Below are 26,325 nucleotides of genomic sequence, written 5' to 3' on the forward strand. Positions count from 1 at the left end.
GGCCGTCCACGCCGTACTCGTCGTCCGCAGCCTTCCACCTACCCGCTGAAGGAGAACCAACGTGCCGATCCTCAAGGTCAAGATCAGCTCGACAGGCAGAACCCCGGCAACCACCGAGATCACGACGATGCTGCAGGAGCTGACCACGCGCATCCTCCGCAAGGACCCCGCGGTGACCTCCATCCTCGTCGAGCACGTGGACCCGGGGAGCTGGGTCGTCGGCGGCCGCACCCTGCTCGAGCAGGGGAAGAGCAGCTTCTACTTCGACGTCAGCATCACCGACGAGACCAACACCAAGGACGAGAAGGCGCGCTACATCCGAGAGGCATTCGACGGCTTCGCCGCGCTGCTGGACAACCTGCACGAGGAAAGCTACATCCACGTGCAAGATGTCCGCGCGACGGCGTACGGCTACGGCGGCCGCACCCAGGAAGCCAGATACCACCTTCCCTAGTGCTTCCGGCCCTAGCTCTCGCGCCGCGGGTCGAGTCGAGTCGCTGAGTAGATCCACATGGGATCATGCCCGATACAGGTGATCGGCTGGGAATGCCTATGCGGACAGCAGCTTCGCTCGTCCGACGCACCACCTGTCCGCTGCACCCGGGGGTGCAGCGCTGAAGAGGGTCATCTCGGTGGGTCTGCGTTGTCTCGCAGTCGATCTGAGCCGCTGGTCATACCAGAGCGTCGAGATCGGCGGTGGATCCAGGCTCAGCCGGCGTCGCCCGCGGGGTGGCGCAGGCTGTGCGGCGGGACGGTGTTCCCGGTGAGGGCCGCGGCGTCGATCGACACCGGCCGGTACCGGCACGCCCCCAGGCGCCCGGCGGCGAGCGCGGCCGGGTCGGCCACCTCGTCGGCGCGGCCGAACAGGAACGCCCACTCGTGCTCGTCGCTGCCGTAGTACAGGACCGAGCCGAACACCTCGCGGAAACGCCGCCACGACGTCCGCAGCGTCCCGTTGCGCCACAGCGTCGGGCACCCGGCCTGCGACACGACGACCCCGCCGGGGGCCAGCACCGCGGCGCACATCCGCAGGAACTCCGCGCCGTACAGGCGGTTGTGCTGGGCGTCCTCGTCGGCGCGCTCGTCGGGCAGGTCCACGACCACCACGTCGTACCCCGGCCCGCCGGCCGCCGCCCGCACGAACTCGTAGCCGTCGGTGAGGTGCACCCGCACCGGGCCCTCGCCCCGCAGGGCCGCGTCCAGCTCCGCCGGCGAGTAGCCGTACGGCAGGTGCTCGGCGCACAGCCGCACCGCCTCGCCGTCGATGTCGACGTGGTCCACCAGCATCGCGCCGGCCTGCACCGCGATCTGCGACACCACGCCCTCGCTGGAACCCACGACGAGCACCCGCTCCACCCGCTCGGCGAGCAGCAGCGCCGGCACCAGCAGCGCCTCGTGGTAGACGAGCTGGCTCAGCTCGCTGCTCTGCCGGTCGTCGTCGCAGAACAGCGTCGGGCCCTGGGCGGTGCGCGCGATGAGCACGTGCTGGAACTCGGTGCGCGTGTCGCACAGCACCTCGCCGAACTCCCACTCCCGGACCAGGCCGGGGGCGATCGGCTCGCGCACCACCCCGGTCCCGGCGCTGCGCCCCGCGCTGCCGTGCTCTTCGGTCAGGGTCACGATCCGGCCTCCTCGGCACCACGGTGGACAACCTGGAAACTCGTGCACTCCGCGCCCAGCCCGGCGGCCAGCAGCCGCGCCGCCAGCACCGGGTCCGCCTGCGTGCCGCACGTGAACACGTCGACGAAGGCGCTGCCGCGCTCGGGGTAGGTGTGCACCGAAGCGTGCGACTCCGACAGCAGGGCCAGCACCGTCACGCCCTGCGGCTGGAACTTCTTGGACACCACCTGGCAGACGGTGGCGTTCGCCCGGGTCAGCGCCGAGTCGAGCAGCGCCAGCAGGAGCTGCTCGTCGTCCAGGCGCTCCGGGTCCACCCCGGAGAACTCCGCCAGGACGTGGACGCCGGCGAACACGCCCACCGGCTCGGGTTCCTCCCGGGCACAGGGTGGGGACGTCTCGGGCAGGCGCTCCGCGAGGGCGCCGGTCAGTCGCTGTCGATGCACACCGTCTCCAGGGGGGCGAAACCGTTGAAACCCACGGAGGAGTAGCTGGCGGTGTACGCACCCGCCGCCACCAGGTCGACCACGTCACCGGCCCGCAGGTCCAGCGGCAGGCGGTACCCGGCGTCGCGGTAGAGGACGTCGTCCGCGTCGCACGTGGGGCCGGCGAGCACGACGTCGCCGGTGGGCCCGCCGTCGCGCGAGGTGAGCAGGGGGTACGTCACGGCCTCCCCCTCCGTCTCGGCGAGACCGCCGTAGCGACCGGCGTCCAGGTACACCCAGCGCCTGCCGCCACCGGTGGAGCGGTGGGTGACCAGCACGACCTCCGAGCGCAGCACCCCGGCGCGCGCCACGAGGGCGCGGCCCGGCTCCAGCACCAGGCGCGGGGGCCGGGAGCCGAAGTGCCGGTGCAGCGAGTCCGCCACGGCTCGCGCGCACGCCGCCGGCGGGGGCACGTCCTCGCGGTAGGCCACCGGCAGGCCGCCGCCGATGTTCAGCACCGGCAGGTCCACGCCCTCCGCCCGCAACCGGCGCGCCACGTCCGCCGCCGCCGCGATCCCCGCGTCCCAGCCCGCCGCGTCGAGCTGCTGCGAGCCCGGGTGGAAGGCGACGCCCGCGGCGACGAGCCCGCGCCGCGCGGCGGTGCGCAGCAGTTCCACCGCGGTGTCCGGGTCGCAGCCGAACTTGTCCCCGAACGGGTACAGCGAGCCCGCGCCGGGCACCTGGATGCGGCACAGCACCGCCGAGCCGGGTGCGTGCGCGGCGAGGTTCTCCACGTCCGGGGCGCTGTCGGTGGTGAACGTCCGCACGCCGCGGGCGAAGGCGTGGGCCACGTCCGCGGCCTTCTTCACCGGGTTGCCGTAGGACAGGGAGGCGGGCGCGGCGCCCTGCGCCAGGCACAGGTCGATCTCGGCGGGGCTGGCGACGTCGAACGCGCAGCCCAGCCCGGCCAGCGCCGCGACGACCTGCGGGGCGGGGTTGGCCTTCACCGCGTAGAAGATCCCCGCGCCGGCGAACGCGGCCGCCACCTCGCGGTAGGCGCCGCGCACGGCCGCGAGGTCCACCGCGAGGCATGGGGTCCGCACCGGCGCGGAGTCCAGGAAACGGCGGATCCGCTCGTGCACGTCGTCGGACGATCGCAGCGCCGGGGCCGTCCCGGCCGCGGGAACCGCTGGCATGGCGTCAACCCTAGAGGCCGTTCCCCATGATCGCCGGGGTCGGGGGGCGGCCCCGGCGCACCGCCCGGAGACGTCCTGCGGATTCCTGGCGCACAGGTCCCGGGCGCCACCGAAACCACGCCGGACACCCTCCCGGAGAAAGGTTCCGGCCGTTGCGCGTCAGCGGCAGCGGGTTCCCTCCTCGGGCAGCTCGCCCGCCACCAGGTACGCGTCGACGGCCGCGTCGACGCAGCGGCTGCCGAACCCGTACGCCGTGTGCCCGTCGCCCTCGTACGTCAGCAGGCGCCCGGACGCCAGGTTCCCCGCCAGGCTCTGCGCCCAGCGGTACGGCGTCGCCGGGTCGCGCGTCGTGCCCACCACCAGGATCGGGTCCGCCCCCTCCGCGGGGGTCGGGCCGCGCAGGCCCTTCGCCGGGAACGGCCACGTCGAGCACGGCAGGGAACTCCAGGCGAGGAACTCCCCGAACGTCGGGGAGACCTCCCGCAGGTCCTCCGCGCTGCGCGCGATGTCCTCCGGGGTGTCCTCGTCCCCGCGGTCCAGGCAGTTCACGGCGTAGATGACGGTGGAGGAGTTGCCCTCGTACGTGCCGTCCGCCCGGCGGCGCGTGTACTGGTCCGACAGCGCCAGCAGCGGCGCGCCGTCCCCGCGCTGCGCCGCGGTCAGGGCCTGCGTGAGCGTCGGCCACAGCGAGCGCGCGTACAGCGGCTGCGCCACCCCCAGGTACGCCAGGCCCTGCGTCAGCGGCCGCGGCGTGCCCGTCGGCAGCGGCGCGGAGTCCAGGTCCTCCAGCAGCGCCCGCACCTGCTGCACGCCCTGCTCCGGCGTGCCCCGCAGCGGGCAGTCCTGCGCGGCCAGGCACCCCGCCGCGTAGGAGCGCAGGGCGGTCTCGAAACCCTCCGCCTGACCGGTGTTGACCTCGTCGCTGGACAGCGCCGGGTCCAGGGCGCCGTCCAGGACGAGACGGCCCACGCGCTGCGGGAACTCCTGCGCGTACCTCGCCCCGAGGAGCGTCCCGTACGACTTGCCGAGGTAGGTGAGCCTCGCGTCGCCCAGCGCCGCGCGCAGCACGTCCAGGTCCCGGGCGACGCTGAGGGTGTCGACGTGGGCGGCCAGCGCCCCGCCGCCCGCCGCGCAGCCGCGGCCCAGCTCCGCGCCGAGGGCCACCAGCTCCGCGACCTCCGCGGCGTCGTCCGGGGTGGGGTCCGCCGCGACCAGCGCGTCGATGCGGGGCGGCGGCAGGCACTGCAGCGGCGCGGAACGGGCCACCCCGCGCGGGTCGAACCCGACGACGTCGAAGTGCTCGCGCACCGCGGCGCTGACGACCCGGTCGGCCAGCTTGGCGTAGTCGATGCCGGACACCCCCGGCCCGCCGGGGTTGACGACGAGGGAGCCCAGCTTCTCCTCCCCCGTGGCGGGCACCCGCAGCAGCGCGACGCCCGTGCGGGTGCCGCCCGGGTTCGCGTGGTCGACGGGCACCTGCAGCTGCGCGCACTCCGCGCCCCCGCCGCAGGGGGCCCACGCGAGCTCCTGGGAGTAGTAGGGCCCCATCGCGGGGTCGGCCGCGGGCTCGGAGACCGCGGACGGGGCGCCGGCCAGCGGGGAGGGGTCCGGTCCGCGCCCGCCGAGGGCCGAGCACGACGGCAGCAGCAGCGCGAGGACCAGCGGGGCGGCCAGCCGCGCCACCGGGCCGCGGCGGCGGTTTCCTCCCGCGACGGCAGGCCCCGCGACGGCGCTCACCGGGGCACCCGCTGCTCGCGCCGGGACGGCTCGTGCAGCTCCAGCGCCATCGCCTCCAGCGCCAGCAGCGGTGCCGCGTTGGAGGCCAGGCGCGTGCGCGCCGCCCGGACCGCGTCGATGCGGCGCACCGTGTCCTCGGGGGAACCGGCCCGGGCCAGCCGCTCCGCCTCGGCCCGCTGGTCGCCGTTGACGAGGTCCACCTGCGCCCCGAGCTGCACGACGAGCACGTCGCGGAACAGGCCCAGCAGGTCCACCAGGGCCCGGTCCAGGACGTCGGTGACGGCCCGGCGCGCCCGCCGCTTCTGGTTCTCCTCCAGCTCCCGCACCTGCGCGCGCACCGCCGGCGGCGGGGTCGCGGTCCCGTCCGCGCCCAGCGCCCGCAGCAGCGCCGCCCGCTCCGCCGCGTCCCGCTCGACGGTCACCGACCTCGCCTCCTCCTGCGCCGCCTCCACCAGCTCCCCGGCCGCCACCACGGCACCGGGGACGCTGGAGCAGCGCTCCGGCAGGCGCAGGACCTCGCGCCGGTGGATGCGGGCGCCCTCGTCGCGCGCCAGGCGCCGGGCCAGGCCGATGTGGCTCTGCGCGGCGCGGGCGGCGAACTCGGCCATCACCGGGTCCACGCCGTCGCGGCGCACCAGCAGCTCGGCGACCGCCCCGGCGGGTGGCACCCGCAGCCCGACGTGGCGGCAGCGGGAGCGGATCGTGCGCAGCACGTCGTCCGGGTTCGGCGCGCACAGCAGCCACACCGTGTGCGGGGGCGGCTCCTCGATCGACTTCAGCAGCACGTTGCCGGACGGCTCGTTCAGCCGGTCGGCGTCCTCCACGACGACGACGCGCCAGCCGCCCCCGGAGGGCCTGCGCTGGGCGACGCCGATGAGCTGCTCGGCGTCCTCCCGGCGGATGAGCATGTGCTCGGTGGCGAAGACCTCCACGTCGGCGTGGCTGCCCGCCAGGGCGGTGCGGCAGCCGCGGCAGCGCCCGCAGCCCGGGGGCACGGCGTCGTCCTCGCACTGCAGGGCCGCGGCGAAGGCCCGAGCCGCCACGGAGCGCCCCGAGCCGGGCGGGCCCGTCAGCAGCCACGCGTGGGTCATCCCGGAGGCGTCCGCGCCGCGCACGGGGCCCAGCGGGTCCAGGCGGTCCGCCGCGAGCCGCGCCCGCGCCGCGGCCGCCGCCCGGGCCAGCACCGCCACCGCCGGCGCCTGGCCGACGACGTCGCGCCAGACGCCCTGCTCCTGCACCGCGCCGCTCCCGCCCACGTCCCTCACGCCTTCGCACCCGGCGCCGTCGCACCCGGTGCCGTCACGTCCGGCGCCGTCGCACCCGGCGCCGGGGCGCGGCGCGCGGCCGCGGGACGCCCGGTCAGCAGCGGGTGCAGCCGCTCCCGGACCACCCGCGCCACCTCCTCGGGCCCGCCCGAGGCGTCCACGACGAGGTAGCGCTCCGGCTCCCGCGCGGCCAGGCGCAGGAACTGCCGGCGCACCCGCTCGTGGAACGCCGCCGACTCCGACTCCATCCGGTCCTCCCCCGCGCGGGTGGCGTCCCGCCCGCGCCGGGCGGCGGCCGTGGCCGGGTCCACGTCGAGCACCACGGTCAGGTCCGGCAGCAGGCCCTGCGTGGCCCAGCGGGAGAGCCGCTCCACCTCCGCCTGCTCCAGGGCCCGCCCCGCCCCCTGGTAGGCCAGGGAGGAGTCCACGTACCGGTCGGTGACGACGAGGGCGCCGCGCTCCAGGGCCGGGCGCACCACCTCCGCGACGTGCTGGGCGCGGTCGGCCGCGAACAGCAGCGCCTCGGCGCGCGGCTCCAGCGGCTCCTCGCGCAGCAGCAGCACCTGCCGCAGCGCCGTCCCCACCTCCGTGCCGCCCGGCTCGCGGGTCAGCACGACCTCCCGGCCCGCCTCGGTGCGCACCCACTCCGCCAGCAGGCGCGCCTGGGTGGACTTGCCCGAGCCGTCGCCGCCCTCCAGCGCCACGAACACCCCCGGCCACGGCGGGTGCGGGGCGCTGCGCTCCCCGGCGGTGCGGCCGCGCTCGCGCCACGCGCGGGCCAGGTCCCGGTGCAGCGGGGTGCCGCGCCGGTCGTCCATCATCCGCAGGGCGAGCAGCCCCGCCCCCGTCAGCAGCAGCCCCGCCAGCCCGAACGTCAGCGCCGCCCCGTTGTAGGTGACCGCCCCGGCCGGGCCGGGCCGCGCCAGCACCGCCGCCACCGCGGGCGCGGCGGCCATGACCAGCACCAGCACGATGCGGGTCACGGAGCCCACGAACGCGAACGTGCGCCCGCGCACCTCGTCGTCGGCCTCGAGGCCCAGCATCGTGAAACCCGTCACCCACGCCACCCCCGCGCAGGCGCCCATGCCGAGCGCGAACGCCGAGACGACCGCGATCTCCGGGACCGCCGCGATGAGCAGCAGGAAGATCCCCGCCCCCGTCAGCGACAGCCCGAACAGCCGCCGCCGCGACAGCCCCGCCAGAAGCCGGGGCCCGGTCCACATCCCCAGCGCCAGGCCCGTGAAGACCGCCACGGCCAGCACCCCGAAGCCGGGGTCGCCCGCCCCGAGGTCGCGGGCCAGCGTGCGGCCCAGCCCGATGACGACACCGCCCGCGGCGAAGGCGCCGAGCATCCCGCCGACCAGCCCCCGCAGCACCGGGCTGCCCGCGACGAAGCGCCAGCCGTCGACGACGTCCCGCCACACCGACGTCCGCCCGCCGGAGGTGCGGGTGGCGCGCGGCGGGATGTCCAGGCGCGCCACGACGACCGCCGCCACGAGGAAGGTCAGGGCGTTGGCGTAGAGGGCGAGGTCCACCTGGCTGCCGGCCAGGGCGGGCACGGAGGAGCCCACGAAGCGCGACAGCGTCGTCAGGGCGATGAACACCAGGCCCGCCACCGGCGCGGCGGCGTAGGTGGCGACGAGGTTGAGCTGGTTGGCGGACTCCAGCTGGGTGCGCGGCACGAGGTTGGGCACCGTGGCGTCCTTCGCCGGGCCCCAGAACAGCGCGACCAGCTCCAGCAGCAGGGTGGCGACGAAGAGCCACGTCAGCGTGCCGACGAAGGGGATGGAGGCGAACAGGGCGAACCGCAGCACGTCGCCGACGACCATGACCGTCCGCCGGTCCAGCCGGTCGGCCAGCGCCCCCGCGAGCGGCCCGAGGAACGCCGCCGGGGCGATCTGCAGGATGATCACGGCGGAGACCGCGAGGTTGGTGGTGGTGTAGTCCCCACCCGCCAGCGCCGCCGCCATGCCGATCTTGGCGAAGGTGCCGAGCCAGTCGCCGAAGCTGGACAGGGCCATCGCGAACCAGAGCCGGCGGAAGGCGGTGTTGGCCATCACGGCGCGCAGGTCGTGGTCCGGAACGACGTCACCGGGGGTGCTGGGGGGCTCTCCGGCGGGGGCGTCGCTCACCCCGCCAGGGTAGATGCCGGCCCGGACGGGCCCGACCCGCGCGCGGCGCGGAACCGAACGGCCCCGGCCCGCATCCCAGCTCCGGCAGGCACCAGCGGCGGGGCGGCACGGGGAGCGGACATGGACGGCACGGGCGGGACGCCGGGACAGGACCCGGGACGGGACGCGGGGCGCGTGCGCTCCCGCCGCCGGGTGGGCCGGGCGGCGGCGCTGACGGCGCTGGCAGTGGGGGCGGTCGCCCTCCCCGTGACCCTCGACGGGCAGGAGGCGCGGGCGACGGGCCTCACCCCGTTCACCGACTGCGCCGCGCTCGACGGGTGGTTCACCCGCGCGGCACTGCCGCGGGTGGGCCCGTACGGGCTCGACGGCGGCGGCCACGACGCCTTCTTCGCCGGCGGCGCGATGCTGCGAACCGCCGTGGCGGAGTCCGCGGCCGGGGCGGCGGGCCCGGGCACGGCGGTCGCCGCCCCGGCGTACTCGGGCTCGACGGCCGACCAGGCGGGTTCCGCCCTCGGCGGGGCGGTCGGGCCCGGCGGCACCGGCACCAACGTGCAGGAGCAGGGCGTCGACGAGCCCGACCTGGTCAAGGTCGCCGGGGACCTGGTGGTCACCGTCAGCGGCACCCGCCTCCACGTCGCGCGCGCCCGGGACGGGGAGCTGACCGCCCTGGGCTCGGTCGGGCTGCCCGGCGAGGTCGCCACCGAGCTGCTCCTCGTGGACGGGCGCGCCGTCGTGGTCAGCAGCGCCTGGAGCGCCGGGACCGCCGAGGACGGCGCGGGCGAGGGCGCGGCCGCGCTCAGCTCCCTGCCGTGGGGCGGGCCCGGCACCACGCACGTCACCGTGGTCGACCTGTCCGACCCCGCCGCCCCCCGCGTCCGGCGCACCGAGGAGCTGGAGGGCGGCTACGTCTCGGCGCGGCTGTCAGGCGGCGCGGTGCGCCTGGTCCTGACCTCCACGCCGCTGCTGCGCTTCCAGCAGCCCCAGGGCACCTGGAGCCCTGAGCCGGGACCGGACCCCGCCACGCCCGCCGCCCGAGCCGACGAGCCCGCCGCCGAACCCACCGCCGCACCCGCTCCCGGACCGGCGCCGGAGCCGGTGTGGACGCCGCCGACGCGGCAGCAGGAGGAGCGCGCGCGGGCCGCCAACCGGGCCGTCGTGGAGGAGCTGGACGGCGCCGACTGGCTGCCGCACCGCATCGAGCGCGGCGCGGACGGGAAGGTCGTGCGGCGCACCCCGGCCGTGGCGTGCGCGGACGTCGCCCACCCCGGCGCGCCCGCCGGGCTCGGCACCACCACCGTGCTCACCCTCGACGCGCGGGCACCGGAGCTGCCCACCCGCGACACCACCGCGGTCACCAGCGACTCCGGCACCGTGTACGCCTCCGGGGACCGGCTGTACGTCGCGACGCAGGACTGGTCCCGCGGCGGCGCGGAGGGCGCGGCGCGCACGGAGCTGCACTCCTTCGACACCACCGACCCCGCACGCACCCGCTACGTCGCCTCCGGTGCCGTGCAGGGCACCGTCCTGGGGCGCTGGGCCCTGGACGAGCAGGACGGGCGGCTGCGGGTGGCGACCACCGTGACGGAGGCGCCCGGCATCTCCCCCGCGACGCCGCTGCGCGAGGAGGTGGAGCCACGGCCCGCCGAGCCCGGCGCCGGCGAGCAGGGGGCCGGCGACGAGGGGACCGGTGAGCCCCTGCCCGTCGACCCCGGCATCGGCGGCCCGGTGCCCGGCGACCCCGTCCCCGTCGACCCAGGAATCGGCGGGCCGCCCGCACCGCCGCGCTCGGAGTCGTTCGTCACCGTCCTCGCCGAGGAGGGTGACCGGCTGGTGGCCCGCGGCTCCGTCGGCGGCCTCGGGCCGGGCGAGAGCATCCGCTCCGTGCGCTGGTTCGACGACACCGCGCTCGTGGTGACGTTCCGGCAGACCGACCCGCTGTACGCGGTGGACCTGTCCGACCCGGAGCGCCCGCGGGTGGCGGGGGAGCTGAAGGTCAACGGCTACTCCGGCTACCTGCACCCCGTCGGCGGCGATGTCGTCCTCGGCGTCGGCATGGACGGCACCGACGAGGGGGAGCTCACGACGCCGCAGGTGTCGGCGTTCGACCTGCGGGACCCCTCGGCGCCGCGGCGGCTGGACGCGGTGGCCCTGCCCGGGTGGGGGTCGGACGTGGAGGGCGACTCCCGGGCCTTCTCCTACCTGCCGCGGCACCGCCTCGCGCTGGTGCCGGTGCAGGGCGAGGCCGGCAGCACGGTCGTCGCCGTCCGGGTCGAGGAGTCCGGGCAGGTCGGGCTCGCCGGGGAGTTCCGGGCGGGGACGGAGCGGTGGGTGCGGCGGGCCGTGCCCGTGGGCGACGGGGTCGTCGTCGTGGCCGAGGGACCGGGCGGGACGTCGCTGACGCTGCTCGGCCTGCCGGGCTTGGAGCGCCGCGCCGCGGTGGACCTGCGCTGAGGCCGGCCGCGCCGCCGCGACCGCGCCGCCGCGGGACGGCGGCCCGGGTGCGGCGCCGTCCGGGCAGCGTTGCATGAACATCCATAAGTGTGCATACTTCACCGCGTGTCCAAGGTACTGACCTCCCTGCCCGTCGGCGAGCGCGTCGGAGTCGCCTTCTCCGGTGGCCTGGACACCTCGGTGGCCGTCGCCTGGATGCGGGACAAGGGCGCGGTGCCCTGCACGTACACCGCCGACATCGGCCAGTACGACGAGCCCGACATCGCCTCGGTGCCCCAGCGCGCCTCGATGTACGGCGCCGAGCTCGCCCGCCTCGTCGACTGCCGCGCCGCCCTGGTGGAGGAGGGGCTCGCCGCGCTGGCCTGCGGCGCCTTCCACATCCGCTCCGGCGGGCGCAGCTACTTCAACACCACCCCCCTCGGGCGCGCCGTCACCGGCACCCTCCTGGTGCGGGCGATGCTCGACGACGAGGTGCAGATCTGGGGCGACGGCTCCACGTTCAAGGGCAACGACATCGAGCGGTTCTACCGCTACGGCCTCCTGGCCAACCCCTCCCTGCGGATCTACAAGCCGTGGCTGGACGCCGACTTCGTCAGCGAGCTCGGCGGGCGCACGGAGATGTCGCAGTGGCTGCTCGCCCACGGCCTGCCCTACCGGGACAGCACCGAGAAGGCGTACTCCACCGACGCCAACATCTGGGGCGCCACCCACGAGGCGAAGTCCCTGGAGCACCTCGACGCCAGCGTCGAGATCGTCGAGCCCATCATGGGCGTGCGGTTCTGGGACCCCGAGGTGGAGATCGTCCCCGAGGACGTCACGATCGGTTTCGCCCAGGGGCGGCCGGTGACGATCGACGGCCGGGAGTTCGACTCCCCCGTCGACCTGGTCCTGGAGGCCAACGCGATCGGCGGGCGGCACGGGCTGGGCATGTCCGACCAGATCGAGAACCGCATCATCGAGGCCAAGAGCCGCGGCATCTACGAGGCGCCGGGCATGGCGCTGCTGCACGCGGCCTACGAGCGGCTGGTCAACGCCATCCACAACGAGGACACCCTCGCCACGTACCACAGCGAGGGACGCCGCCTCGGCCGCCTGATGTACGAGGGCCGCTGGCTGGACCCGCAGGCCCTCATGCTGCGCGAGTCGCTGCAGCGCTGGGTCGGCACCGCCGTCACCGGCGAGGTCACCCTGCGGCTGCGGCGAGGCGAGGACTACTCGGTCCTCGACACCTCCGGGCCGGCGTTCAGCTACCACCCGGACAAGCTGTCCATGGAGCGCACCGAGGACTCCGCGTTCGGGCCGGTGGACCGCATCGGGCAGCTGACCATGCGCAACCTCGACATCGCCGACTCCCGCGCCAAGCTGGAGCAGTACGCCCGCCTCGGCATGGTGGGCAACTCCCACCCGACGCTCATCGGTGCGGCGCAGGCGGCCTCCACCGGGCTGATCGGCGCCATGGACGAGGGCGGGGCCGAGGCCATCGCCTCGCGCGGGACGGTCTCCCCGGACGAGGTGCTGCTCGACCGCGCCGCGATGGAGTCCGGCACGGACTGAACCAGCGGTCCCGGCGGGAGAACCCCGCGGCCGGAACCCTGCTCCCGCAGGCGTTCCGGCCGCCGGGCTCAGCGGCCCGTCGTGGAGAAGTGCTGGTAGTCCTTCGAGCTCGACCAGTACCCGCCCCAGCGGAACCCCGCCGCCCCGAACGCGGCCACGACCGGGTCACCGGCGAGCAGCACCCCGGGGCCCGGCCTGGAGCGGTCCAGGAACCCCCGCCCCGCCGACGGCAGCACCGTCGTGCCCCGCACGTACGGGTTCTGCACGGGGTTCACGTCGATCGCCGTGCCGTACGCGTGCTCGGACCACCGCGTGCCACCGGTGGTGCGGCGGCAGTTGAACGCGGAGGTGTTGTTCGCGGCCATCGACGCGTCGTCGGACCCGCCGAAGGCGTCCACCGGTTCGACGCGCTCCACGGGGAACCGCAGCTCGTACAGGCGGGCGAAGACCCGCAGCAGCGGCTCGGCGACGGTCTCGTGCACGACGAGGCGCCCCAGGCGGGTGCGCCCGGCGAGGTCCACGTGGGAGACGGTCAGCAGCCGCAGCCGCTCCGGGGGGACCGGGCAGCCGGGGCGCCACGACGCGGGCAGGTCCGCCGCCGTGACGGGCGAGACCACCCCGACGAACCGGCCCGGCGGCGCCGCGCGGCGGGAACCCCGGAACACGGTGGGTGCGCCGGTGTCGGCGGTGGTGGCCGCGCCGGCCGGGGCGGCGGGCGGTTCCGCGGGTGCCGCCGCGGCCTGGCCGGCGACGGCGAGGAACGCCACCGCCGCCGCTCCCGCGCGCACCGGGAGCGCCCGGCTCCGGGGCGCGGGAGGGGTGTCCCGGTTTCTCGCCATCCCCCAGGCTAGGCCGGGAACCGGCCGGGTGCCCTGTCCGCGGGCACGCGGTCCGGGTGGTTGCGCCGGACGGGGGGGCCGTGGAACGTTCCGCGCGGCCGCCGCGATGGGACGGTGCTGACGTCCCACCCCCGGGCGCCGGACGCCGACGACGACGTGCCGGCGCCGGCGCCGCCGGGGCCCACCGCCCGAGGAGCCTCCCGTGCCCGCCGCCCCACCCACCACGACCACGCGCCCCCTCACCCGCGTGCTGGCCACCGCCTCGCTCCTGTACCTGGGGTTGCTGCCCGTCCTGGTGCTCGGCCTCCTCCTCGCCGTCACGCTCCTCGTCGTGGCCGTGGGTTCTGCGCACGCCGTCGTCGCCGTCAAGGTCGCCGGGCTGCTGCTGGTGCCGCTCGTCGTGGGCGCCTGGCGGGCCGTGGCCTCCGCGCGGCGCGCCCGCTCGGAGCCGACCCCGGGGGTGGAGCTGACCCGCTCTGCGCACCCCCGGCTGTGGGCCGAGATCGACGAGCTGGCCGCCTCCGTCGTGACCGCCGCCCCCGTCCGCGCGGTCCTGACCCCCGACGTCAACGCGGCCGTCACCGAGGCCACCGGGCGCCGCGAGCTCGTCCTCGGCCTGCCGCTGCTGACCGGCACGACCCGCGCGGAGCTGCGCAGCGTCCTGGCGCACGAGCTCGGCCACTTCGGGGAGGGGCACACCCGGGCCCTGGCCCGCACCCGCCGCCTCACCGACGGCCTCGGCGGGCTGCTGGACCACCTGCGCGGCCCGGTACGCCTGGTCTTCTCCGCCTACGCGCGGGGTTTCGGCCTGCTCGCCTCCGCGGCCAACCGGCAGCAGGAGCTGGACGCCGACGCCCACTCCGCGCGCCTGGCGGGCCCGGCGGCCGCCGCCTCGGCGCTGCGCCGCACCGCCGAGCTCGACGTGGCGTGGGACCACTACTGCGAGAACTACCTGCAGCTCTCCGTCCCGGCGCAGCGGCGCCCCGACGTGGTGGGGGGTTTCCACCACCTGCTCCAGGCTGACGCCGAGCGCCTCTCCGCCGTCGCGGACGAGGTCCTGGCCGAGCAGGGCCGCGGCTCCTTCCTCGACTCCCACCCCTCCACCCCGCAGCGCATCGCCCGCTTCGAGGCGCTCGCGGGTCCCGCCGCCGCGACCCCCGACCGGGCCGGCGGGGCGGCACCGGCGTGGACGCTGCTGGGCACCGCACCCGACGAGGTCACGGCGATGGCGGCGCTGCGCGCGGCGACCGTCGAGCTGTTCCAGGACGACGACCCGCCCGCCGACTGGCCCGAGCTCGTCACCCTCGGCACCCTCAACCGGCTGCGGGAGATGGCCGGGCACCTGGCGCGGGCCGCGACCTCCGCGGGCCTGCCCGGGCCGGTGACCGCCGCGGCGGTCCTCGACGCCGTGGAGCGGGGCGAGGGGCAGCGCCTCGCCGCTCCCCTGACGAACCCCGCCCTGCCCGCGGAGGAGGTGGAGCAGGCCCGCGCGGAGGTGCTGGCCGAGCTGCTGGGCGCCCTCGTCGTCGTCCGCCTCGCCGAGTGCGGCCGCGTGCGCGTGGTGCTGGACTGGACGGGGCCGCCGGCGGTGGAGGTCGTCGATCCGGCCGGGGAACCCGTGCCCGGGCCCGGCGTGCGCGACCTCGTGGAGCGGGCGGTGGCCGAGCCCGCCACGGGGGTGCCCGTCCTGCGGGAGCTGCTGGCGGGGGCCGGCGCCGCGCAGGGTGCGGTGGCGGCCGTGGCGGAACCCGAGCCGGACGTCGTCGCCGCCTTCGCCCAGGTCACCACGGCCCGGCGCCGGCACGACCTGCTCGTCTGCACGAGCGGGCTGCTGCTGGTGCCCTGCCCGAAGCCGGGCCGCCTGCGCGCCGGGCTGTCGAACCTCACCTCCGGGGTGCTGGGGGACGAGGAGAAGGCCGACGCCGGGCGGATCGCCTCCCTCGCCGGGCAGGGCGTCCGGGCGTGCGCGCAGCTGCCCGGGGCGCGGTTCGTCGACACCGACGAGGTGGTGGCGGCCCGGCTGCGCCCGCGGGTCCACGGCTGGCAGCTCCGGCTGCGGCTGGCCGGCGGGGAGGAGCTGGAGGTGCGCACCACCCTGGACGTCACCGAGCACGGCAGCTCCCCCGCCGAGGAGCTCGGGATGCTGCTCGGCTCGCGCCTGGACCGCGAGCGCTGGGAGGCGGCGCCCCGCTGAACCGGCCGGGGGTGGCGCCGTGCCTCCCCCGGCCCGCTCAGCCCCCGTCCACCGCCTGCGCCCGCAGCAGGACCAGCCGCTCCGGGCGCAGGTTCGGCACGGCCAGCCCCGCGCGCCCCAGCGCCCGCCCGCCCAGGGTCACCCCGGCCGACCACGCCGGGGCGTCCGGGCCACCGTCGGCCAGGGGCACCGCCGCCACCCGGTAGCGGCGCTGCGGGTCCAGCCCCGGCAGGCGCAGCCGCGGCGGCGGTGCCGTCACCCCCGCCGCCACCCGCGCCACGGCGAACACCGCCTCCGAGCCGTCGTGCGCGACGACACCGCGCACCCGCAGCGAGGGGTCGGGGTCGTCCTCGCGCACCACCAGCCCGCCGTGCAGCAGGGGCCGCAGTTCCTTGTGCAGCGCGATCCACCGCGCCAGCTCGGCGCGCTCCCGAGGTTCGGCGCGGGTCAGGTCCCACTCGATGCCCAGGTGACCGAACAGGGCCGTGCCGGCGCGGAAGGCCAGCTCGTGGGTGCGGCCCGTGGTGTGGGAGTGCGGGCTGCCGATGTGGGAGCCGACCAGCTCCGGGGGCAGCAGCGCCTGCGTCCACGGGTCGATGTCCTGCCGCTCCAGCGCGTCGATGCAGTCCGAGGCCCACACCCGGTCCGTGCGCTCCAGGATCCCCAGGTCCACGCGCGCGCCGCCGGAGGAGCACGACTCGATCTCCAGGTCCGGGTGCCGGCGCCGCAGCTCGTCCAGGAGCCGGTACACCGCGCGGGTCTGCACGTGCACCCCCGCGGCGCGCAGCGGGCCGGTGCCGGCGTCGACGAGGTCCCGGTTGTGGTCCCACTTCAGGTACGTCAGGGAGTACTCGGTGACCAGCGCGTCGAGGCGGCCGAGGACGTGGGCGAACACGTCGGGGTTGCCCAGGTCCAGCACGAGCTGCCTGCGGGACGTCAGGTTCCGCTGCACACCCGTGGTCAGGACCCAGTCCGGGTGGGCCCGGTACAGGTCGGAGTCGGGGTTCACCATCTCCGGCTCCACCCACAGCCCGAACTCCAGGCCGAGGCCGCGCACGTGCTCCACCAGCGGGTGCAGCCCCTGCGGCCACACGTCCTCGTCGACGTACCAGTCGCCCAGGCCCGCGGTGTCGTCGCGGCGGTGCCGGAACCAGCCGTCGTCCAGGACGTAGCGCTCCACGCCCACCTCCGCGGCGGCGTCCGCGAGCGCGGTGAGCCGGTCCAGGCGGTGGTCGAAGTAGACGGCCTCCCACACGTTCAGCAGCACCGGGCGGGGCCTGGCGGGGTGGTTCGGGCGGGCGCGGACGTGGGCGTGCAGGCGGGCCGACAGCTCGTCCAGGCCGTCGCGGCCGTACGCCGCGTACAGCCACGGGCCCTCGTGCTCCTCCCCCGCGGCCAGCTCCACCTCCCCGGGCAGCAGCACCTCCCCGCCGGCGAGGACCTTCTCCCCCGAGGCGAGGCGCTCGGCGAGCTCGCGGTGGTTGCCGCTCCACGCGACGTGGAGGCCCCACACCTCCCCCGAGCGGAACCCGAAACCCGCCGTCCCGGCGACGAGCAGCAGGCTGGCGTCGGCGCCGGTCCTGCCGCGCCGGTTCTCCCGCAGCCGGGTGCCGACGCGGAACTCCGTGCGCTGCGGGATGCGCTCCTTGGACCAGCGGCCCGCCAGGTCCAGCACCTCGGTGGCGACCTCCGGCACGGGCAGCGCGAGGGTGAGGCCGTCCACGACGTACGGGGTGGTGCCGGTGTTGCGGACCGCGGCACGTGCCCGCAGGACGCCCTGCGGGGTGAGCTCCAGCTCCAGCCGCAGGCCCAGCCGCGCGGTGGCGTCCGCGGCCTCGACCACCAGGCGCCGCGACCCACCCCCCGCTGCGGAGCCCCCGGTGGTTCCTCCGGTGGATTCCCCGGTGGACTCCTCGGCGGAGACGACCGTGAAGTCCGGCGACCAGTCCGCCCCGCCCGCCCGGTGACCGGCCAGGCCCGGGGTGCCTCCCCAGCCGCGCGCGTGCTCCGGCAGCACGCCGAGCCGGACGGGCACGTCGAGCTGGTTCGGGGCCACCGGCCGGCGTGCGGCCACGGCCAGGTCCGCCAGCTCGGCGCCGTCCACGTCCCCGAGGTCCGCGCCCCAGTGCAGCACCGCGGGCAGGAACCCCTCGCGCAGGTCGAGCACGACGCTCACCCCCGCCGCCCGCCAGTGCAGCAGCCCGCTGCCGGGTTCCCGGTCCCCGACGCCCCGGTCCTCGACGCTGCCCATCGTTCCTCCCCGTCCTGTGCTGCGGCCGCCGTGCACGGCCACGGTGCCAGGTGCGCGCGGGAGGACGGGCACCGCCCCCGCACCGGGGAGCGGTGGCGGGGGCGGTGTGCGGGTGTGCTCAGGGTTTGGCGGCCGCGGCCTTCTTCGCCGCCGGCTTCTTGGCCGCCGGGGCCTTCTTCGCCGGGGCCTTCTTCGCGGCCGTCTTCTTCGGCGCGGGGCCCTTCGCGCGCTTGTCGGCCAGCAGTTCCGCCGCCCGCTCCAGCGTGAGGGTCTCCGGGTCGTCGTCCTTGCGCAGCGTCGCGTTGGTCGTGCCGTCCGTCGCGTACGGCCCGAACCGGCCCTCCTTCACCACGATCGGCTGCCCCGACACCGGGTCCGGGCCCAGCTCCGCCAGCGGCGGCTTCACCGTCTGCCCGCGCCGGGTCTTGGGCTGGGCGTAGATCGCCAGCGCCTCCTCCAGCGTCACCGTGAACAGCTGGTCCTCGGAGGCGAGGGAGCGGGAGTCGGTGCCCTTCTTCAGGTACGGGCCGAACCGGCCGTTCTGCGCGGTGATCTCGTCCCCGGACTCCGGGTCCACCCCCACCACGCGCGGCAGGGACAGCAGCTGCAGCGCCTGCTCCAGCGTCACCGTCTCCACCTGCATGTCCTTGAACAGCGACGCGGTGCGCGGCTTCGCCTTCGCGGCCTTCTTCGCCGCCCGCTTCGGCTTGGCCCCCTCCTCCGCGGGCGCCGGCTCCGGCTCGTCCTCGACGAGCTCGGTGACGTACGGGCCGTAGCGGCCGGTGCGCGCCACGACGGTGCGCCCGCCGGCCGGGTCCTGCCCGAGGACCCGGTCCCCGTCGGACTGGGTGGTCAGCAGCTCCCACGCCCTCGCGGGGGTCAGCTCGTCGGGGGCGATGTCCTCCGGGACGCTCGCCTTGAGCGGCGTGCCGTCCTCCCCGCTCGCCTCCAGGTACGGCCCGTACCTGCCCACGCGCAGGACGATGCCCTCACCGATCTCCACGGTGGAGATCTCCCGCGCGTCGATCTTGCCGAGGTCGTCGGCCAGGCCCTTGACGCCCTCCATCGACATGCCGTCCGGGTCCGCCGGGACCCCGCCGTCGGCAGGGTCCCCGCCGGGACCGACGGGGCCGTCGTCGCCGAAGTAGAACCGCGTCAGCCACCGCACCCGGTCCTGCTCGCCGCGGGAGATGGCGTCGAGGTCCTCCTCCATCGCCGCGGTGAAGTCGTAGTCCACCAGCCGCGGGAAGTGCTCCTCCAGCAGCCGGATCACCGCGAACGCCAGCCACGTCGGGACCAGCGCGTTGCCCTTGGTGCGGACGTAGCCGCGGTCCTGGATCGTCGCGATCGTCGCCGCGTAGGTGGAGGGCCGGCCGATGCTGCGCTCCTCCAGCGCCTTCACCAGGCTCGCCTCGGTGTAGCGCGGCGGGGGCGACGTCTCGTGCCCGTCGGTGCGCAGGCCCTCCACGTCCAGCGCCTGCCCGCGCGCCAGCTGCGGCAGCCGGCGGTCCGCGCCCTCCTCCGCCTCCTCGCCGTGCCGGGCCTCGTCGCGGCCCTCCTCGTAGGCGGCGAGGAACCCGCGGAAGGTGATGACGGTGCCGCTGGCGGAGAACTCCGCCTCGCGCCCGTCGGCCGCCCTCGCACCGAGGCGCACCGTCGCGGTGGTGCCGCGCGCGTCGTTCATCTGCGAGGCGACGGTGCGCTTCCAGATCAGCTCGTACAGGCGGAACGCGTCACCCGACAGCTCACCCGCGAGCTGCGCGGGGGTGCGGAACACCTCCCCCGCCGGGCGGATCGCCTCGTGCGCCTCCTGCGCGTTCTTCGCCTTGCTGGTGTAGACGCGGGGGCGCTCGGGGACGTAGTCGGCGCCGTACAGCTCCGCCGCCTGCGCGCGGGCCGCCCTCGTCGCCTGGTCCGACAGCAGCGTGGAGTCGGTGCGCATGTAGGTGATGTAGCCGCCCTCGTAGAGGGACTGCGCGGTGCGCATCGCCTGCCGCGCCGACATCCGCAGCTTGCGGGAGGCCTCCTGCTGGAGGGTGGAGGTGATGAACGGGGCCGCCGGACGGCGGGTGTACGGCTTGTCCTCCACCGAGCGCACGGCGAAACCGGCACCGTCGAGGGCGGCGGCCAGGCCCGTGGCGGCGGCCTCGTCGAGGTGCACGGCGCCCTTCGTGCGCAGCTCACCGGTGTCGGCGAAGTCGCGGCCGGTCGCCACGCGGGCGCCGTCCACGGACACCAGCCGCGCGGAGAACGCCGAGCCGGGCCCCTCGGCCGGGGCGAAGGTGCCCACGAGGTCCCAGTAGGAGGCGGTGCGGAACGCCATGCGCTCGCGCTCGCGCTCCACCACCAGGCGGGTCGCCACGGACTGCACGCGACCGGCGGACAGCCCCGCCCGCACCTTGCGCCACAGCACCGGGGACAGCTCGTAGCCGTACAGGCGGTCCAGGATGCGGCGGGTCTCCTGCGCGTCGACGAGGCGGTCGTCGATCGGGCGGGTCTCGCCCAGCGCGCGCTGGATGGCCTCGCGGGTGATCTCGTAGAACACCATGCGCTTGTAGGGGACCTTCGGCTCCAGCGCCTGCACCAGGTGCCAGGCGATGGCCTCGCCCTCGCGGTCGCCGTCCGTGGCCAGGAGCAGCTCGTCGGCGTCCTTGAGCAGCCGGCGCAGCTCCGCGACCTTCTTCTTCTTGTCCGCGTCGACCACGTAGTACGGCTCGAAGCGGTCCTCCACGTTCACGGCGAACTTGCCGAACGGGCCCTTCTTCATGTCCTCGGGCAGCTGGGAGGGCTGCGGGAGGTCGCGGATGTGCCCGACGCTGGCCTCCACGTCGTAGCCGTCCCCGAGGTAGCTCGCGATCTTCGCGATCTTCGAGGGCGACTCCACGATGACGAGCCGGCGCACCCCGTCCCCCGTCCCGGCCTTCGCCGTCGTCCTGCCAGCCACTGGTCCTGCCGTCCTCTCCGCACTGCTCCCGGCCACGCCTGCGACGCGGCCGCCCTCCTGCCTCACGCACGGTAGCCGCCTCGGAGGCCACCCGCGGTCGATCATGCTCCCCGGGGCACCGGCCGGGGCGTCGCCCGCCTCCCCAGCGTCGCACGGCGCGGCGCGGTGCTCCCACCGCGGGTCGTCGCGGCGCCCGGGCCTAGCGGGCCGGGTCGACCGGGCCGGGAGCAGCACCGGCGCCCCGGGCGGGCCGGCCGGTGCGCCCGGCGGCGGCACGCTTGTCCGCGTACATCGCCTCGTCGGCCTCCCGCCACGCGGCCTGCAGCGACCCGGCGCCGCCCCGGACGCCCAGCCCCACGGCGGCACCGACACCCGCCGAGACCAGCGCCTCGCGGGTGCGGCAGACCCGGGCCAGGGCGCCGGCGCGGTCGGTCTCCACGACGAGCACGCCGAACTCGTCACCGCCCAGGCGCGCGACGAGGTCGGTCTCCCGCGAGCCGGCCAGCAGCACCTCCGCGCAGCGCCGCAGCAGCAGGTCACCCGCCTCGTGACCGCGGGTGTCGTTGGCCTCCTTGAGCCCGTTGACGTCGACGACCACGACCGCCGCGGGGTGCCCGTAGCGGCGGCAGCGCGCCTCCTCCGCCTCGAAGGCCGCGTCCCACGCGCGCCGGTTGGCCAGCCCGGTCAGGGGGTCGCGTGCCGCGTCCTCCTCGGCCCGCTGGGCCCGGCGGCGCTGCCGGTCCCGGTCCAGCTCCAGGTCCAGGACCGTCGCCAGCAGCCGGGCCTGCAGCACGAGGAACTCCTCGCTCTCGCGCAGGGCTTCCGGCTGCGGCGCCGGGTCGAAGCCGCACAGCGTGCCGAACAGGGTCCCGTCGCGCTCCCGCAGCGGCAGCCCGACGTACGCCTCGACGTGCAGCTCCCGCCGGTTGGGGGCCAGCGCGTAGGCCTCGGCGTCGGCCACGCGGGGGGCGATCGCGGGCCCCAGCCCCTCCACCATCCGGGTGCACAGCGACCCCGCCCAGGACAGCACCGTCCCCGGCGGCACGTCGTACCCGCTGTCCGGGGTGTCGTCCGCCGCCAGCACGACCTGCTCGTCGCCTGCGGTGCGCATCAGCGTCCACAGCCGCAGGCCCGTCCGGCTGCGCAGGAGCGGCAGGACCTCCTGCGCGGCGGTGACGAAGTCGGGGAAGGCGGTCCCGGTGAGGGCGGCGCCCGGCCGGTGCCCGGCGGCTGCGCCCGCGCCGGGCCCGCGCGGCAGCTCGGCGGCGCGCGTCCACGACCAGGCCCCTCCCACCCGGGCGGGCGGCAGGGCGGGGCTCCACAACCAGCCCTGCCCGTACGGGCAGCCCAGCTCCTGCAGCAGGTCTGCCTGGCGCCGCGTCTCCACACCCTCGGCGATCACCGCGGCGTCCACCGCGCGGGCCAGGTCGAGGATGGACGCCACGATCGACAGCGCGTCGCGGCTGGTGGCGATGTCCGCGACGAAGCTGCGATCGATCTTCAGGGCGGTGACGGGCAGGTCGCGCAGGTACGCCAGCGAGCTGTAGCCGGTGCCGAAGTCGTCCACCGCCACGCCGAAGCCGCGCGCGCGCAGCCGGCGCAGCAGGTCCGCGGCCTCCTCGGCGTCCTCCATGAGGCAGCTCTCGGTGATCTCCAGCACGACCTGCCCCGCCGGCAGCCCGGCGGCCGCGGCCTCGGCGACGACCGCCTGCTCCAGGGCCGGATCGGCCAGGTTGCGGGCGGAGAGGTTCACCGCGACGTAGGCACCTGCGGGCAGCGCGCCCTGCGCGAGCAGCCGCGCCACCTCGCGCAGCGCCCGGCGCAGGGCCCACCGGTCGAGCTCGGACGCGAGGCCGTGCGCCTCGGCGACGGCCACGAACCGCGAGGGAGGCACCCACCCGAGGACGGGGTGCTCCCAGCGGGCCAGCGCCTCGACGCCGACGACCTGGCCGCTGCGCAGGTCGAGGACGGGCTGCAGGTGCACGGCCAGCTCGTCGGCCGCCAGTGCCGCGCGCAGGTCGGCGGCGAGGGCGTAGCGCTGCTCCACGTCCTCACCGAGCGCGGCGTCGAACAGCCGCACCCGCGCGCGCCCCTCGTCCTTGGCCGCGTACATCGCGATGTCGGCGTAGCGCAGCAGGTCCTCCGCCGAGGCCGGCGGGGAGACGGCCACCCCGACCGAGGCCGCCACGTGCAGGTGCTCGCCGGCCACCTCGAACGGCTCGGCCAGGGCGTCGAGCAGCGAGCGGGCCGCGGCCGCGGCCCGCTCCTCGTCGGTGTCCTCGCACACCACGAGGAACTCGTCCCCGCCGAAGCGGCCGACGGTGTCGCGCGGGCCGGTGACGGCCGCGAAGCGCTCGGCGACGGCGAGCAGCAGCCGGTCCCCGGTCCCGTGGCCGCGGGAGTCGTTGACCTGCTTGAAGTCGTCGAGGTCGAGGAAGACGACACCCGTGCGGCCGGGACCGGCGAGCGCGTGCCGGAGCCGCTCGGTGAGCAGCGTGCGGTTCGGCAGGCCCGTCAGGGCGTCGTGCAGGGCCGCGTGGCGCAGCACCTCCTCGACGCGGCGGGTCTCGGTGACGTCGGAGACGAGGGCCATCGACCCCTCGACGGTCCCGTCGGCACCCGGCAGCGGCGCCGCCGCCACCCGGAAGAACCGCTCGCCACCGCCGGGAGGCCGGTAGCGCACCTCGTAGCGCTCGGTGGCGTGCGCAGCCCGGTGCAGCAGCCCGGCGGCGTCGGCGTCGGCGGCCGGCTCGAGCAGCTCGCGCACCGACCGGCGGTACACCTCCTCCAGCGGCAGCCCGAGCAGGTCGGCCAGCCGCGCGTTGGCGTAGAGGGTGCGCCCGGTGGTGCCGACCGCCCAGATGCCCTCCTCCGCCGTGTCGACGAGGGTGCGGTAGCGGGCCTCGGAGGCGCGCAGCGCCTGCTCGGCCTCGACGCGCTCGGTGACGTCGCGCAGGTTGCACACGAGACCGCCGACGGAGGTGCCGAGCAGATCGCTCACGGTGTCCTCCACCCAGCGCCACCGACCGTCGGCGGCCCGCACGCGCAGCTGCATCGTGCGCGTGCCACCCCCCGCGACGACCTGCGCGTAGGTCTCCTTCGCGGCGTCGACGTCGTCGGGGTGCACCAGCTCCCAGCCGACCCGCCCCAGGAGGTCCTCGACGGCGTAGCCGAAGAGGTGCTGCGCGGCGGAGGAGGCGTAGCGGATCCGGCCCTCGGGGTCGGCCACGAGCGCCAGGTCGCTGGTGCGGGCGCTCAGGACGCCGTGGAGGTGCTCCTGCTCCGCGCGGCGGCGCTCGCTGTCCCGCAGGGCCGTCAGGTCGTGGAAGATCGAGACGGCGCCGTCCGGGGTGCCGTCCGCGTCGTGGAGAGGCGTCACGTCGACGAGCACCGGCACGGGGGGCCCGTCGGGACGGAGGAGGAGACGCTCCACCTGCACCGCCTGCCGCCCGGTCAGGACGTCGGCGACGGAGCGCCCCGGCACCACGGGGCTGTCGGGGTGGTGCAGGTCGGTGACCGCCCGGCCGAGGAGCTCCTCGCGCCGGCGTCCCAGCAGGTCGCAGAGGGCGGCGTTGACCGCGGAGAGCCGGCCGGCGGCGTCCACGGTGGCCTGCGGCACGTGCGACTGCTCGAACACCGCCCGCGTGCGGCTCTCCTGCCGCTCGCGGGCCCGCTGCTCCAGCCGCCGGTCGGTGATGTCGACGACGTTGCCGACGACGGCACCCACGGACGGGTCCGGGCGCAGGTCGGTGAGCGTCTCGCGCACCCAGCGCCACGTCCCGTCCGCGCGGGCGATCCGGCACTCGAGGACCACCTGCTGTCCCGTACCGCTCGTGAGCCGCTGCCAGGCCTCCCGGAAGGCCGGGCGGTCCTCGGGGTGCACGAAGTCGAACGCGCAGCGGCCGGTGACCTCGTCCAGGCCCCAGCCGAGCTGACCCTCCAGCGACCAGGTGGCCCAGGTGATCGTCGCGTCTGCCTCGGCGGTCCACGTGACGTCGGCCGCGTGGGCGAGCAGGGCCCGCCAGCGCGAGTCGCTCGTGCGGGCCCCCCCGGAGGTGTCCGCCGCCTGCTCCGGCGCCACACCCACCTCCGCTCGTCGGGGCCCGTCACCGGATGCGCACCCGCCCGGCCCACCTGCTCGAGCGTAACCGTTCGAGTGCGAACCGTAGTGAGGGTCGGCGTGGCCGCACCTCACACCGGCAGCAGCATCCCGTCCGCCACCAGCTCCCGCACCGCGGGCAGCAGCTCCGCCCGCACCTGCCCGGGGTCCCGCTCCGTCAGCACCGCCAGCCCCGCCGCGACCTGCCCCACGGTCAGCTCCCCGTCGCAGGCCCCCACCAGGCCCGCCAGGTCCGCAGAGGCCCGCACCACCCGGCCGAACCCGCCGCCCTGCCGCAGCAGCACCACCGAGGGGTCCACCTGCCCGGGGACGTGGTGCCGCTCGTCCGTCACGTCACCCGCCACCCGCAGCCTCGCCGCGGCCAGCGCCGCGTCGTCCCGCCCCGCCAGCCAGTCGTGCGCGGCCAGCGCCACCGCCAGGTGCTCCCCCAGGGGCTGGCGCACCGGGCCGTGCACCTCCTCCAGCCGCCGCAGCATCGGTTCACCCGAGGCGGGCCGGCGCAGGGTCAGCAGCCCGAACCCCACGGCCTCCACCCCGCGTGCGGCGAAGTCGTCGAGCCATGCGGAGTACTGGGCGTCGAAGTCCGGGCCGCGGCCCTGCCCGCCGTCGCGGATCCACAGCTCCGCGTACTCCGCCGGGTCCTGCACCTCGCGCTGCACCACCCACGCGTCCAGGCCCGTGCCGTCCAGCCACGCACCCACCCGCTCCTGCCACGCCACCCCCGCGCGGTGCTCCCAGTTGCCGAGGAGCTGCGCCACCCCGCCCGGGGCCAGGACGTCCGCGACCCCGCGCACCAGCTCCTCCACCACCGCGTCACCGGCCATCCCGCCGTCGCGGTACTCGTAGCGCGGCACCCCCGCGCCGCGCGGCGTGATGACGAACGGGGGGTTGGAGACGACGAGGTCGAACTCCTCCCCCGCCACCGGCTCCAACAGCGAACCCTCCCGCAGGTCCAGCACCACCGAGTTCAGCGCCGCGGTGATCGCCGCCATGTTCAGCGCCCGCTCCGAGACGTCCGTGGCCGTCACGTGCCGCGCGTGCCGGGACGCGTGCAGGGCCTGCACCCCGCAGCCCGTCCCGACGTCCAGCACCCGCCCCACCGGGGAGCGGAGCGTGCACTGCGCCAGCATCGTGGAGGCCCCGCCGACCCCCAGGACGTGGTCGGTGCGCAGCGGCCCGCGGGTGGTGAGCTCCCCCAGGTCCGAGACGACCCACCAGTCGGCGTGCCCGGCGGCGTCCTGCGCGGCGTAGGGCCGCAGCTCCACCTCCGCGAGCACCTCGTCCTGCGGGCCGGCCCCGGCGGCGCGCACCAGCCCCAGCTGCCGCGCCCCGTCCGCGCCCAGCGACGGCAGCGCCGCCTCCAGCGCCTGCCGCGGCACCGGCCGGCCCAGCACCAGGCAGCGCAGCAGCACCGCCGCGGGTTCGCCCGAACCCTCCGTCACCCGCAGCGCCGGCACCACCTGCCCGCGCCCGAGCGCGGCCGAGGCCGCCGGGCCGAGGACGGCGTGCACGCCGTCCACCGTGTACCCGGCGGCCTCGAGGTCCGACCGCAGCAGCCCGACGAGCCGGGCTGCGCTCACGCCCCGCTCCGCGGCGGGAC

At 76.5% G+C, this 26,325-nt stretch carries 15 protein-coding genes; 4 read left to right on the forward strand and 11 right to left on the reverse strand.

Annotated features, from left to right (window positions below; translation table 11 throughout):
• Positions 1–61 precede the first annotated feature (61 nt).
• Positions 62–454 (forward strand): tautomerase family protein, encoded by a 393-nt coding sequence (locus ACYQBY_RS11500; RefSeq protein ID WP_459643992.1) that lies wholly within the window; start codon positions 62–64, stop codon positions 452–454.
• 254 nt (positions 455–708) lie between these two features.
• Here ACYQBY_RS11500 and ACYQBY_RS11505 read toward each other — a convergent pair whose 3' ends face one another.
• From ACYQBY_RS11505 to tmk, 6 genes are all read right to left on the reverse strand, one after another.
• Complete coding sequence (locus tag ACYQBY_RS11505) at positions 709–1,620, reverse strand: spermidine synthase (protein WP_459643993.1); 912 nt, start codon at positions 1,618–1,620, stop codon at positions 709–711.
• Positions 1,617–2,024 carry an adenosylmethionine decarboxylase gene (speD, locus tag ACYQBY_RS11510; protein ID WP_459644387.1) on the reverse strand — a complete coding sequence of 136 codons (408 nt, stop codon included), beginning with the start codon at positions 2,022–2,024 and terminating at the stop codon, positions 1,617–1,619. The genes ACYQBY_RS11505 and speD overlap by 4 nt, the downstream gene beginning before the upstream one ends.
• Positions 2,025–2,044: 20 nt before the next feature.
• On the reverse strand, positions 2,045–3,238 hold the full coding sequence (locus ACYQBY_RS11515; RefSeq protein WP_459643994.1) for a type III PLP-dependent enzyme: 1,194 nt from the start codon (positions 3,236–3,238) through the stop codon (positions 2,045–2,047).
• A 159-nt stretch (positions 3,239–3,397) separates the two neighbouring features.
• Entirely contained in the window at positions 3,398–4,975 is a 1,578-nt protein-coding gene (locus ACYQBY_RS11520) for an alpha/beta hydrolase (RefSeq protein ID WP_459643995.1), read from the reverse strand.
• Complete coding sequence (locus ACYQBY_RS11525) at positions 4,972–6,240, reverse strand: DNA polymerase III subunit delta' (protein ID WP_459643996.1); 1,269 nt, start codon at positions 6,238–6,240, stop codon at positions 4,972–4,974. Before ACYQBY_RS11525 ends, ACYQBY_RS11520 begins: the two co-directional genes overlap by 4 nt.
• Positions 6,237–8,372 carry a dTMP kinase gene (gene tmk, locus ACYQBY_RS11530; RefSeq protein ID WP_459643997.1) on the reverse strand — a complete coding sequence of 712 codons (2,136 nt, stop codon included), beginning with the start codon at positions 8,370–8,372 and terminating at the stop codon, positions 6,237–6,239. The genes ACYQBY_RS11525 and tmk overlap by 4 nt, the downstream gene beginning before the upstream one ends.
• 120 nt (positions 8,373–8,492) lie before the next feature.
• On the opposite strand from tmk, the gene ACYQBY_RS11535 reads away from it, so the two are divergent.
• Complete coding sequence (locus tag ACYQBY_RS11535; RefSeq protein WP_459643998.1) at positions 8,493–10,823, forward strand: beta-propeller domain-containing protein; 2,331 nt, start codon at positions 8,493–8,495, stop codon at positions 10,821–10,823.
• A 105-nt stretch (positions 10,824–10,928) separates the two neighbouring features.
• Positions 10,929–12,377, forward strand: coding sequence for an argininosuccinate synthase (gene argG, locus ACYQBY_RS11540; protein ID WP_459643999.1), 1,449 nt, complete (start codon positions 10,929–10,931; stop codon positions 12,375–12,377).
• A gap of 68 nt (positions 12,378–12,445) precedes the next feature.
• Here the strand turns inward: argG and ACYQBY_RS11545 are convergent, their stop codons facing one another.
• Positions 12,446–13,165, reverse strand: a complete 720-nt coding sequence (locus tag ACYQBY_RS11545; RefSeq protein ID WP_459644000.1) for a M15 family metallopeptidase — start codon at positions 13,163–13,165, stop codon at positions 12,446–12,448.
• Positions 13,166–13,418: 253 nt separating this feature from the next.
• Here ACYQBY_RS11545 and ACYQBY_RS11550 point away from each other — a divergent pair, with 253 nt between their 5' ends.
• Positions 13,419–15,410: a M48 family metalloprotease gene (locus ACYQBY_RS11550; protein WP_459644001.1), complete on the forward strand. Its 1,992-nt coding sequence runs from the start codon at positions 13,419–13,421 to the stop codon at positions 15,408–15,410.
• Between the two features lie 37 nt (positions 15,411–15,447).
• Here ACYQBY_RS11550 and ACYQBY_RS11555 read toward each other — a convergent pair whose 3' ends face one another.
• The 4 genes from ACYQBY_RS11555 to ACYQBY_RS11570 all read right to left on the reverse strand — a co-directional run bounded on the left by ACYQBY_RS11555 (position 15,448) and on the right by ACYQBY_RS11570 (position 26,305).
• The gene (locus ACYQBY_RS11555; RefSeq protein ID WP_459644002.1) at positions 15,448–17,661 is read right to left on the reverse strand and encodes an alpha-galactosidase; all 2,214 of its coding nucleotides are present in this window, start codon (positions 17,659–17,661) and stop codon (positions 15,448–15,450) included.
• Between the two features lie 118 nt (positions 17,662–17,779).
• Complete coding sequence (topA, locus tag ACYQBY_RS11560) at positions 17,780–20,605, reverse strand: type I DNA topoisomerase (RefSeq protein WP_459644003.1); 2,826 nt, start codon at positions 20,603–20,605, stop codon at positions 17,780–17,782.
• Positions 20,606–20,804: 199 nt separating this feature from the next.
• Entirely contained in the window at positions 20,805–24,686 is a 3,882-nt protein-coding gene (locus ACYQBY_RS11565) for a PAS domain S-box protein (protein WP_459644004.1), read from the reverse strand.
• Positions 24,687–24,796: 110 nt separating this feature from the next.
• Positions 24,797–26,305 (reverse strand): DUF7059 domain-containing protein, encoded by a 1,509-nt coding sequence (locus tag ACYQBY_RS11570; protein WP_459644005.1) that lies wholly within the window; start codon positions 26,303–26,305, stop codon positions 24,797–24,799.
• Positions 26,306–26,325: the final 20 nt, after the last annotated feature.

The sequence above is a fragment of the Kineococcus anabasis genome (assembly GCF_054590795.1).